Annotated in this window: 9 protein-coding genes; 4 read left to right on the forward strand and 5 right to left on the reverse strand. The window is 46.4% G+C overall.

Features of this window, described 5'->3' with window-relative positions:
- The first annotated feature begins 558 nt into the window (after positions 1 to 558).
- Positions 559 to 1,011: a MarR family winged helix-turn-helix transcriptional regulator gene (locus AACR11_RS04720; RefSeq protein ID WP_005446725.1), complete on the forward strand. Its 453-nt coding sequence runs from the start codon at positions 559 to 561 to the stop codon at positions 1,009 to 1,011.
- Positions 1,012 to 1,039: 28 nt separating this feature from the next.
- Here AACR11_RS04720 and AACR11_RS04725 read toward each other — a convergent pair whose 3' ends face one another.
- On the reverse strand, positions 1,040 to 1,786 hold the full coding sequence (locus AACR11_RS04725; RefSeq protein ID WP_029789087.1) for a FadR/GntR family transcriptional regulator: 747 nt from the start codon (positions 1,784 to 1,786) through the stop codon (positions 1,040 to 1,042).
- Between the two features lie 517 nt (positions 1,787 to 2,303).
- Between AACR11_RS04725 and AACR11_RS04730 the strand changes: the two genes are divergently transcribed.
- The 3 genes from AACR11_RS04730 (at position 2,304) to AACR11_RS04740 (ending at position 5,799) form a co-directional block, all read left to right on the forward strand.
- A complete protein-coding gene (locus tag AACR11_RS04730) occupies positions 2,304 to 3,551 on the forward strand; it encodes an allantoate amidohydrolase (protein ID WP_029789089.1) in 1,248 nt (415 codons plus the stop codon).
- A gap of 133 nt (positions 3,552 to 3,684) precedes the next feature.
- Positions 3,685 to 5,076, forward strand: a complete 1,392-nt coding sequence (locus AACR11_RS04735; protein ID WP_009698222.1) for a YfcC family protein — start codon at positions 3,685 to 3,687, stop codon at positions 5,074 to 5,076.
- Between the two features lie 21 nt (positions 5,077 to 5,097).
- Complete coding sequence (locus AACR11_RS04740; RefSeq protein ID WP_029789090.1) at positions 5,098 to 5,799, forward strand: DUF1028 domain-containing protein; 702 nt, start codon at positions 5,098 to 5,100, stop codon at positions 5,797 to 5,799.
- 64 nt (positions 5,800 to 5,863) lie between these two features.
- Here AACR11_RS04740 and AACR11_RS04745 read toward each other — a convergent pair whose 3' ends face one another.
- From AACR11_RS04745 to AACR11_RS04760, 4 genes are all read right to left on the reverse strand, one after another.
- Positions 5,864 to 6,673, reverse strand: coding sequence for a fumarylacetoacetate hydrolase family protein (locus tag AACR11_RS04745; protein ID WP_033001309.1), 810 nt, complete (start codon positions 6,671 to 6,673; stop codon positions 5,864 to 5,866).
- A gap of 87 nt (positions 6,674 to 6,760) precedes the next feature.
- Complete coding sequence (locus tag AACR11_RS04750) at positions 6,761 to 7,717, reverse strand: AEC family transporter (RefSeq protein WP_029789092.1); 957 nt, start codon at positions 7,715 to 7,717, stop codon at positions 6,761 to 6,763.
- Positions 7,718 to 7,896: 179 nt separating this feature from the next.
- Positions 7,897 to 9,513, reverse strand: coding sequence for a polysaccharide lyase 6 family protein (locus tag AACR11_RS04755; protein ID WP_005450863.1), 1,617 nt, complete (start codon positions 9,511 to 9,513; stop codon positions 7,897 to 7,899).
- Between the two features lie 65 nt (positions 9,514 to 9,578).
- Positions 9,579 to 11,357, reverse strand: coding sequence for a sodium:solute symporter family protein (locus tag AACR11_RS04760; RefSeq protein ID WP_005450862.1), 1,779 nt, complete (start codon positions 11,355 to 11,357; stop codon positions 9,579 to 9,581).
- Between the last annotated feature and the right edge of the window lie 862 nt (positions 11,358 to 12,219).

Genomic DNA, 12,219 nt, shown 5'->3' on the forward strand with positions numbered 1-12,219 from the left:
GGGACGAGCGTGGTTCATAATCTGCTCACTGAGAGCTGTGGCTTGATGAGAAATATTGAGCCAAGAGCGTGTGGGAGTTAGATTCCTGATCTCGCTTAGGCTCGTCGGAATGAGGGGGGTGTTGCTCTCTCGGTTATGTTTCTCGTCATTCTGAACAGCGAGGGACGAGCGTGGTTCATAATCTGCTCACTGAGAGCTGTGGCTTGATGTGAAATATTGAGTGAGAGCGTGTGGCAGTTAGATTCCTGAGCTCGCCTAGGCTCGTCGGAATGACGGGATGTTGCTCTCTCGGTTATGTTTCTCGTCATTCTGAACAGCGAGGGACGAGCATGATTCAGAATCTGCTCACCGAGTGCTGTGGCTTGATGAGAAATATTGAGCCAAGAGCTCGCGGCAATTAGATTCCTGATCTCGCCTAGGCTCGTCGGAATGACGGGATGTTGCTCTCTCGGTTGTGTTTCTCGTCATTCCCGAAAGCGACGAAGGAGCGCAGTCGGGAATCTCTTGCAAGCACCAGACTATCCAATTGAAAACAAAGCCGAAAGTAGAACAGGCAATATGAAAGATCAGAAGATTTCTCCGATATCCGTGTTGGATCAAAGCCCAATGTTTGTGTGTGGTGTGATGCACCGAACATTCCGTAATCGTGCACAAGCAGAGTTATCGCGTCAGAACTTGATGACGTTGGAAATGGCGAGTGCCTTGGCAGCGTTGGAAGAGTTTCAACCGATGAGTCAGCAAGAATTGGCGGATGCGGTACTAACAGAGCGAAGTGTCGCAAAACGCATGGTGGACAACTTAGAAAAGCGTGGCTTTGTGCAAGTCTCTAAGAGCGAAACCAATCAGAGATTAAAGATTCTGACACTCACAAAAGAAGGGGTAGAGGCGGTACGCAAAGTGCACCGCATCATGACTAACCTCAAGCAAGATTTCTTCTCTTGCCTGACGGAAGAAGAATCCGATGAATTCTTCCGTTTGGTGCGTAAAATGACCTTAGCCAATCACGCTTAATTCAGCATTTCAAACGATGGCGGGCCAATTAGCTTTCTGTGAGAAACCGGTTCGCCACTTCAGCTTCTTGTTTCTTCATCAATTGATGCGCGGTCAGCATGTGTTGTTCCATCACTTGCTTGGCTTTTGATGCGTCACTTTTACGCAATGCTTCAACCAGTGCACGTTGGCTTTGCACACCCGTTTGCCACAGCTTGTGGTTGCCCGGTTCATACAGTTTGCGATAAATCGTTAGCTCGGTAAGCATTTGCGCAGTAAAGCGAACCACAAACTTCAGCAGCTCGTTGCCAGAATAGCTCGCTAAGAGGCTGTGAAACTCAATCGATGCAATGTGGTGTTCGCGCTCTTGATACACATCTTCCGGTGGCGTCTGGTACTTATCGATCTGTTGATCGAGACGAGCAAGTTGCTCATCGGTCAATGTGCCCGCCAATGATGCTGCGATCTCTGGTTCCAGAGATAAGCGGATCTGGTACAGATCAGAAATTGAAACGTCTTTGAAGAACAGGTAGTTACTCAGTAGTGCCTGAGCTTTGTTCTCACTCATTTCGCTAACAAACACACCGCCTTTTGGACCAGTCTTGGTCGAGAGAATACCTTGAGCCTCTAAGATACGCATGCTTTCACGTACTGTGCTTTTTGACGCATCAAAAGTTTCCATCACGTCAATTTCGCTTGGGAGACGATCGCCGGGTTGTAAAGCTTGATCGACAATCCATGCTTTGATCGATTCGGCTAATTGTTGAGTTCTACGTCCTTTTGCGCTGCTTGTCACATTATCCTCGCTGGTTTTTCTCGCGGTATCTAGGGTCTGTTGATCTTTCGTGGTTAAATTTTGTTCGAGATAAAGTCGTTTTAGGCGACGCACGGAGTGTGCCGCCTAGTCACTCTAAGCAAATACTCCTTAACAAAGCATAAAACGATTTTGCGGGGGCGCCTAGCCCGAACCCTTTGGGCAGCGTTTGTTGGCCATTTCTACTTCGTTATCGACTTCTCATGTAGGCTAACTACACATCAAAGTCTCTGCCTTGTATAAACACCCAACAATTCGCTGCAAAAATCAGCACGAAAGGTTAACAGACCCTATTGAATTCTGAAGGAAATTCAAAGGATGTCACCTGTTTTCTACGTTTCTTTTTTTGGAAAAAGTACGGGTTGTTGATTATGAAACCATCCGATTATCGATCGAATCACTCTCACAAAAAAGTCTATTTATCATGATAAATGTCTTTCATTTGATATTTATCATGATAAATTAAAAATGAACATGGTTAGAAAAAGAGCGATTCAAGATGAAAAAATTTGTAGAAACTGCCAGCCTAGCGTGGGAGTGGTTGGAAGATATTGCTCAATGTAGTCAAACCCAAGACCCAGATAGCGAAGGTGTTACTCGCTTATGTGCCAGTGAAGAGCACGCAAAAGCGAATGAAAAACTACGTGAGTGGATGCTGCTGTCTGGTATGGAAGTGCGCATGGACAATGCTGCAAATCTTATTGGTCGCTATCACAGCCCAAATCCAAATGCCCAGACGCTGATTTTTGGCTCTCACCAAGACACGGTGCCAAATGGTGGTAAATACGATGGCATCTTGGGTGTGATTCTACCGGTTGCGTTGATTCACTATTTTCATCAACAGAAATTCGAATTCCCATTCAATATTGATGTGATTGCCTTTAGCGATGAAGAGGGCACTCGATTCCAATCGACACTGCTTGGCTCAAAAGCGATATCTGGGACGTTTGACCCAAGTGTGCTGGATGCGCGAGATGCCCACGGCGTGACCATGCGTGAAGCGTTAACGTCGTTTGGTTGCCATCCAGATCAGATCGAAAAAGACGCTTACAGCAAAGAAAAGGTGTTGGGCTTTGTGGAACTGCATATTGAGCAAGGACCACAGCTTGAACAAGCGAACTTGCCAGTCGGTGTGGTTACTGCCATCACTGGGATTGAGCGTCATACTTTGTCGATTGTTGGCAAAGCCGGACACGCAGGCACCGTGCCAATGGACATGCGTCAAGATGCGCTAGTTGGGGCAGCTCAGGTCATTCATATGTTTGACCAACTGTGCAAACGTGAAGACGACCTAGTGGGCGTCGTAGGTAAAATCGCCAACTTCCCAAATGGTGTGAATGTGATTCCTCAGCAGACGGACATCACTATCGAACTGCGCTCCCCAAATGATGCCTCTCGCATTGCCGCACGAAAAGAAATGCTGGAGAACATTCAAACCTTGATGGCGCAATACAACCTCGCGTATCACCACGAACAAACTTATGAGCAAGCTGCTGTCACCTGTTCTGATTCACTTTCTTCGGCACTTACTCAAGCTATCGCGCTATCCAATATTGACACCAAACATCTGTTCAGTGGCGCGGGTCATGATGGTCTGGCTGTGTGTGAGCTGACGGATATTGCGATGTTGTTTATGCGTTGTACGGGCGGGGTTAGCCATCATCCTGATGAAGCGATTTTACAACAAGACCTAGTAGCAGCAGTCGAGGTTCTGAACCATTTCTGCATGCTGATGAAACACCACTAAAAGCGAAATAACACAAGAGAGGGTGGGGATTCATCCTCTTTTTTACTTTCAAAACCAAGACTTGGTTTTAGCTTGTGAACGTGAAGGCTCATACCAATGGGTTTTCATTCCTATACTAAGGAGAGATTTTGTTATGGATATGACAAAAAAGATGGAGACAACAGAGAAGAAGGCTTGGTACAAGAGTATGCCGGACCCAATGGTCCTGATCTTTATGATTTTGGTGGCAACGTATCTACTGACTTTTGTTGTGCCTGCCGGGGAGTTCTCACGTGTTGTGGTGGACGGTCGTACTACCGTTGTCCCAAACTCATTTGCTTATCTGAGTGATGTGCCTGCGGTGCATTTCTTTGACATTTTTGTCGCGATTCCGAAAGGTTTGATCAGCGCGGCACCTTACTTGTTCATCGTATTCATTGCTGGTGGTTTGTTCCACATCTTGCAACGCACTGGTGCGCTTGAGAACGCGATTGGTGTGGCGGTAAACAAAGCTGGCGTGAAGAACCGTAATCTTATCATCACAATCGGCACCTTTATCTACGGTTTCTTTGGCGTGGCGGTAGGCTTTGAGAACAACATCGCACTCGTTCCGGTTGCGGTTCTGATTTCTGCTGCGGTTGGTTACTCCAGCCTTGTCGGTACGGTAATGGCAGTGGGCGGTATCGGTGTAGGCTTTGCACTGTCACCAATCAACCCTTATACCGTAGGTGTGGCTCAAGGTATTGCTGAACTGCCTACTTTCTCGGGCGCTTGGTTGCGTGCAGCGATGGTAATTTCCTCTCTTGCATTGCTGTCTTATTACATCTGTACTCGTGTGGCGAAGATGGAGTTTAAAGAGCCAGATTCAGCAGAAGGCTTAAGCAAAGATTTATCGGAATACCACCTAGAGAAGAAAGACAAACTGACGCTAGGCGTATTCCTAGCTGGTCTTGGTGTGATGCTTTACGGCGTATTTGCTAACGGTTGGTACATCAACGAGATCGCAGGTCTGTTCTTATTAATGGCAATTGTGATCGGTGCGGTGAACGGTTTAAGTGCGAATGGCATCGTGAAGCAAATGATGGAAGGTGCATCGGGCGTAACCGCAGGTGCATTGGTGATTGGTGTTGCGGCGTCGATTCAAATCATTCTCGACCAAGCGCAAATCATCGATACCATCGTTAACGCGCTAAGCTCACTTATCCAAGATATGCCGATTGCTATCTCTGCGATTGTCGCAAGTGTGGTGCAAGGTGTGATCAACCTATTTGTGCCATCGGGTTCTGGTCAAGCGATGGTGACCATGCCGATCCTAATTCCTGTTGCAGATCTTACTGGCATGAGCCGTCAGCTTATGATCACTGCATTCCAAGTAGGTGATGGTCTTACCAACCTTATTGTACCGACTTCTGGTGGTACGCTAGCCATGTTGGCGCTGGGTCGCGTCTCTTATGAGCAGTGGCTAAAGGCAATTATGCCATTCATGGTATTTGTTTACGCCTTGTGTTGGTTGGCGCTGTTTATTGGACAAATGGTCGGCTACTAACGTCTTTTATATCGAGAATCTATGACGATTTCACTTATTCATGTTAATCCTGAAACGGGATTATCGGCTTCCATCACAGCCACTGGCGGCGTTGCCGTTGGTGGTTATGTGAACCACAGTTGGCGTGGAGTTGGCGCCTGTGCAACTCAAGGTTTGTTTACCAATCCTTGGTATGCAGACAATGCCAAGCGATGGTTATCTCAAGGACTGTCTTGTCATGAGGTGATTGACCGTTTGAAAGAAGGTGATGCGGAATTCGCCAAGCGCCAATGTATGGTAATGGACAAACATGGCCATACCGCGTTTATAAACGGCGAAGAGAACATCGCGTACGTCGGCTCCCTAGCACTTCAAGATTTGGCGGTTGCCGGAAACATGCTTGAAAGTGATGCGGTTATTGAGGCGTTTGCAGATTCGTTCCTAGCTCAGACTGTGATCAATGCCGAGCAAGTGAGAGCCGGGGGCAAACCGCAATATCGTGATAACTATGAGGCAACGCTAGCGGAAGTGCTTATTTCTGCACTAGAAGCCGCATTGGAAGCGGGAGGGGATAGGCGCGGTACCTATTCTGCCTCTCTTCGTATAGAAAGTTATACTCATGCGCCGATCGATATTCGTGTTGATTGGTCTGATGACAGCTTGATGGAAGACATGAGAAGGGTACTGAGCCGAGTACGAGCGCCGAGCTTTCAAGAGTTTCTTAATGGCGTGCCGAATCAGTAAGAGGATTCATGTCGCGCAAAATAAAAAGCCGAACAGTGACTGCTGTTCGGCTTTTTTGTATTGGTTAAAACATAATTTTGTTTTCAACTTTAACGATGCCATTGAGTGAAACAGAAACGACATCGTTATCTTTCACTTCAACAGTGTGAGTTGGTAAGTCGATGTAAATTAAATCGCCCGGTTTGAGTGTGAAATACTGACTGAGTTCACTCACGATTTCTGCTGGAGAATAGGTCATTTCAGCAAAGGCGTCATTGTTAATGGCTTTACCGTTGATTTGCGAAGAAACATGAATCTGGGTGAAATCGAGTCCGCGAACGATCTCATTCGCAATTGGGGCAAAACCGTCTGCGCTTTTTGCTCTTAGCGAATGGGCATCATGCTGCAGCCAGTTTGTTTCCGTAAGATCGCCCCCAACGGTGAGTCCAAATATAACGGCTGATGCTTGCTTGGTATCGATGTTCTTACTTTGCTTTCCTATCACGACCACGAGGGAGCTTGAATACTCGATGTTATCGGCATCAGATGGTACTTGGATTGGAGCGCCGGTAGAAATTAACGCTGAAGGCAGTTTAAAGAAAAACTGATAATCACTTTTCTTCGCCTTATCTGCTTGTTTTTTCGCTTGAACGATGAATACTTTTTCTGGCTTAGTCGGAAGCAGCAGACTGACATCATCAACGGAAACTTGACGAGGTGAGAGTGATGAATCGGAGAAAATATCCCCTTTAAGAGGATAGATTGAGTCTTCTACTAACTTGCCGTAACTGATTTTCCCGAGGTGTTGATAGCGAACATAAGTCGTTGAAGCTGCATTTGCCGTTAGGCTGACCACACTTAAACACACGCCCAAACATAATGCGATGAGTTTCATTATAGAAATCCTTATTTTTTAGCGCATTATATCGGTTAATTGCTGGGAAGCGTATGCCGAACTCTCCTACTTGGGGTTATGTCCCGATTAAATTAGGTTGTAACTCTTAAGAATGACGATACCCAATGTACAGGTAATTGTTGAGAGTACGGTCGTTAAAGCGATGATGTTTGCCGCTAAGACAGAATTACCTCCCATAGAGCGTGCCATGACATAACTTGCCGCCGCAACGGGAGAAGCGTTCATAAAGAACAAAATGCCAAGCTCAATCCCTCGAAAGCCAACTAAATATGCACCTGTGGTAATCACGATAGGGGCGACGACCAGTTTGTAGCTGCTGGCAAACCAAGACGGCCCTTTCTCTTTCTTCATCAAACTTAAATCGAGTGAGCCACCGGTACACAAGAGGGCGAGGGGAAGCGTCATCTTCGATAGGTAGTTACCAGCATCAATCGCTACATCTGGAACAGGAATCGACAGAAGGTAGAACACCATGCCAGAGACGATCGCGATGATCAGCGGGTTGCGCGTTAAGGTTCTCACCATCATTTTGGCGGCTTGAGATCCAGACGTTGCGCCTGTTGGAGACAAACAAATTACCGCTTGTACGTTATAGATAAAGGTGGTTACCGCAACATAAAGTGCAGCCAGCGCCACACCTTGTGAACCGTAAGCATTCGCCACATACGCAATGCCGATGATGCCCGTATTGGCGCGAAAGCCACCTTGGATTAAAACGCCTTGATCGGGTGACGATTTGAAGAACAGCTTGACGGAAACATAGGTGAAAATGAAAAACGCGATGCTGGCAACAATACCGTAATTGACGAAGCCGCTAGCCGCGGAGAAATCGTGCTCGGAGACGACGATACTTAAGAACAACATCGCAGGCAGCGTGACCTGAAACACCAGTTTAGAGCCGATTTCGATAAAGTTGTCGTTGATAAGTCCTATGCGTTTGAAGACAACGCCCAAAACCAGCATTAAGCAGATGGGACCAGTGATCGATAACGAGAATTGCAACTGATGTAAAACAGCATCCATGAGTGTATCCGCAGCAAAAGAAAAGAGTTTTATAATTGTCATACAATTAAACCACAACTCAATCTTGGGAGACAGTAGGGTGGTGAAATTTTCTTCAGTTATTGTGGGGTTACTGGTGAAAGGAGAGGGAAACCAGTCTGGCTTGTATCACCAGACTGGAAGCAAACTCTAAAGCAGAATTACTTTTGGGTATTTGCAAGGAGGTAATCAGGACCAGCTGTTTCTGCCGTTACTACAGACAGCTTGCTCGTATCCGCACCAACGCCTTGGTATTGGGTAAAGCCTTTTGCTTGCTCGCTCTTCGGCAGTTCTACTGAGTAAGAAGCGATTTGTTCTGCGTTAGTCACCGTGCCGACGTACACTTCGTTGTTGTAGGTAGGATTGACCAACGGTAACTCTTCTGTCGCACGTACACTGACGAATTGCTTTTGCTGATGGTTGTCAACCACGTTGCTATCGAAGTGAACGTCCACGCCAGCGAAAATGTTCTTCACTTCACTGTTGTTGAACAGGCTCACACGGTGCGTTTGGTTGCCGTAGACAATGCCCCATTCCGTATCTACAAGGGTGTTGTTACGAATGGTGATGTTCTTTGGTGTCCATTGTTTGTTGAGCTCTTTGCCTTTCACTGCTTGGTCGAGCTTCTCGCCGTTTGCCACATCAATGATGCCCGTATTGATTACGATGCCGCCACGTAGATCCGCATTGCCTTCAATTTTGCCATCACGACCACGCGTGCCAGTGATGTAGTTGTTCTCTATCACGTGGTCTTCATCGTAAATACGCATACCGCCAGTAAGTAGTTTTTCGTTACCTAGAATCACGTTGTCTTTCACTACGTTCGCTTTACCGTGACGAAGAGAAATCAGAGACGCACTTTCAAAGATAGTATTGCCAGAGATTTCATTGCCACCTGACTTAATCGAAATCAGCTCGCGTTCACCATCCATATCAATCAGCAGGTTATTGGTGAACTTAGAGTTTGACGCCCATTGAGACGATTTTGAATCGCCGATTCGAATTGCTTCCCAGCTGTTACCGTTGTAACGAATCGCATCTTTGATGTCGAATTCATTGAACTGATTTGGCTTTTGGTCCAAGAAAATGTTGTTAGCAATAAGGTGGTTATCTGGTGTGTCATCTTTTTGTACACCAATCAAAGTGCCGCGCTTTTGCTTACCTTCAAAACGGTTATTGATCACCTTGCCATCTTTACCCCAAAGTGAAACCCACAAGTATTTCGGGTATTCCGAGCGACGTTCGTCCGGTTGGTATTCGTAAGCGTGGTTGAAGTAGTAGAACGTAGAGTTTTGTAAAGTGTTGTTGTTACCCATCATACGCACACCACCGAAACGTTCAGCAGGACCGCCTTTGGTAAACACCAAACCGTCGACAGTGATGTTGTTACCTTCAAGACGAAGCTGAGCCAAACCCGTGAGCCAAACGCTGCCAGGTTGCTCCGCCTTGATGGTAATGTCGTTGGCTTTTACCGTGACGATATCAAGATCCGCGTATTTACCCGCAGGAATCGTAATTGTTGTACCGTCTGCGGCATTCTCCATTTGTTGTTTCAATGCTTGCACGGTGTCTGCGGATTGCGCTTGAAGTGCGCTGCCATCTACTGTGTTTAAGCGATCCGTAGCAAGCAAGTAATCGCGAGTGATGTCATTCACTGCGGTTTCAACAACAGCGGGAGCCGCGGCTTCCGTGGTTTGAGAAGGTGAAGTGTTACAACCTACTAGGGTTAGGGCAGAAATGGACGCGGCAACCACGCCAGCAAGCATTGTTTTTTTCATAGTCATGATCTTTTTTAAGTAGAAAGCGGTCGGAAGACGACCGCTTAATTAGAGAAGGGAGGAATCTAGCTTTCTGTAACCGTTTCTGAAGCTTGCTCTACTTTGTCGTCAACCGCTTTTACAAGCAGTAGACCAACAGCAAGAACAATCACACCACAGAAGACGAAGATTAGGCGTCCCCACATTGGGTTAGGCAGAACGAACATGGTCATCACGCCAACACCTGCGACTGCAATCAGTGAGCCAAGCATGCGGCGTTGTTTGTTATCCAGTTTCTTCTGTTCTGTAGACTCAGATACAAGTGGTGTCGCTAGGTTTTCGAAGAATTTGTCTACGTTCTTTTGACGTTCTTCTGAAAGCGGCTTGTAGAACAATGTCGACATCATGAAGAAGCCAGCGGTGAAGACTAGGTGAGCGATCAGACCGATAGCAACTTTCAAGTCAGACCATTCGCGACCTGTTAACGGCTCTAGGTTAAACCAGTTTTGAACCATGTCTGCTGTGATGACGAAGCCAACAAAGTAAGAAACGATACCACCCATGACTAGCGTGCCCCAGCCAGCCCAGTCTGGCGTTTTCTTAATAAAGAAGCCGCAGAACGCAGGGATGGTCATTGGGAAGCCGATTAACGCGCCCACATACATCATGGTGTCGAACAGGCTCAGCCCCTTCAGTGAGTTGATGAACAGAGCAACCAAGATGATGGCGACACCAAAGAACGTCGAGGTCAGCTTAGATACCACCACCAGCTCTTTTTCTGTTGCTTGAGGGCGAAGGATTGGCTCGTAGAAGTTCTTAACGAAGATGCCTGAGTTGCGGTTTAGACCAGAGTCCATAGAAGACATGGTCGCTGCGAACATGGCGGCAATCAGTAGACCCACCATACCTGCTGGCATGTACTCTTGTACGAAGTAAAGGTACGCGAAGTCACCAGCTTTAGAACCTGCATCTGGGTATTGTGCTGCTAGGTCAATACCTTGACCTGCAATGAACCAAGAAGGCATGAACCAAATGAGTGGACCCATTGTCATTAATAAACAAGCCAATAGAGCTGCTTTTTTCGCGTTCTTAGAGTCTTTTGCTGCAAGGTAGCGGTAAGAGTTCAGCATGTTGTTGGTGATACTGAACTGCTTAAAGAAGATAAAGAATGCCCAAATACCGAAGATGCTTAGGTAATTCAGGTTGTTACCTGAAACAAATGATGCGCCTTCTTCTACAGGGAAATTATTGATGATCTCTGTAACGCCACCGCCTTGAACGATCGCCACAACCGCACAGGTTACCGTTACTGCCATAATGATGACCATCTGCATGAAGTCAGAAGCGATAACCGCCCAAGAGCCGCCCGTTACCGACATTACAAGTACAACAAGGCCTGTCACTATGATTGTGGTGGTCATATCGAAGCCGAATATGCCCGATGCGATGATTGCCAGACCATTCAACCAGATACCTGCTGAGATTACGCTGTTTGGCATGCCAGACCAAGTAAACACTTGCTCGTTGAACTTACCGAAACGCATACGAATTGCCTCTATAACCGTCACGACGCGTAGCTGACGGAACTTAGGCGCAAAGTAGAGGTAGTTCATTAGGTAACCGAATGCGTTAGCTAAGAAGATGACGGCCACCGCAAAGCCATCAGCATAGGCTTTACCAGCTGCACCAGTAAACGTCCATGCACTGAACTGCGTCATAAATGCGGTTGCACCTACCATCCACCAAAGCATGCTGCCGCCGCCTCGGAAGTAGTCACTGGTGGTACTGGTAAACGTTCTGAACATCCAACCTATTGCAATTAAGAATAGAAAGTAGATGCCTACAATAAGGGTATTGAGTTCCATCTTTAGACCTTTTGATAGTTATTTAATGTCTTGAGGTAATACTAACTATCAGTCTGTTTATTTGTAGTACAATAACTCAAAAGCGTGACGAATGATCCGGAATGGGTTGTTTCAATAATCATACAAGTGATCGAATATTGACATTGCACTCAAAAAGGGAAAGGAAAACCACTACAACATCACATTAATCTATCAATAAATTGGATGTGTACGAGGTACGTTCAGTAGGATTTCTAGGTTTAGATATCAAAGGGTATAACGGTGTAAGAAGGTAGGAAGTATTATTAGATTTGTATGACTATTTCAGATAAAAAAACGCCCACGACATGCCTGTAATGCGTGGGCGAAAAACGGTATTGATACCGTCTGAGCCAATAGCTCTGTTGGATTGCAATAGAACAGTGAAACGCGGTTCTGGATGTAGCTGAAAGATACTCGAGGGGTATATCTCTCATCGCTGCTAAGCACGTTACGCTGTAAGATCTTCGACAATCATTGCAAAGTTCAACAAAGCTAGGCTCTGTAAAGTGTTGTTATGATATGGGAGCAACTATACCAATCGACACAAGTCATCATCCTCGTCTGATCGATCTCGGCGCTTTACTTATGCCGATTGGTATTAACGATCTCCGCTTAACTTTCTCCACTTAATTAATGATTACTGACGAGTAAAGCGTTCTCATTGGCTTATTGTCCGTCAATAGCAAGCCTAAACTGGTCGCTGGTCGCCGGTCGAGATGGGGCGTGGCGACAAAAAGAACAATCTCTACACCCACTTAAGTCCAATGAGAACGACAACGGTAGGGAGTAACAACAAGCTGCTCAGGACCATTAAAACTTGAGCAAAAGTGAGTAGGGATGA

The organism is Vibrio sp. L85 (genome assembly GCF_963871815.1).
GTDB classification, from domain to species: Bacteria; Pseudomonadota; Gammaproteobacteria; order Enterobacterales; family Vibrionaceae; genus Vibrio; species Vibrio harveyi.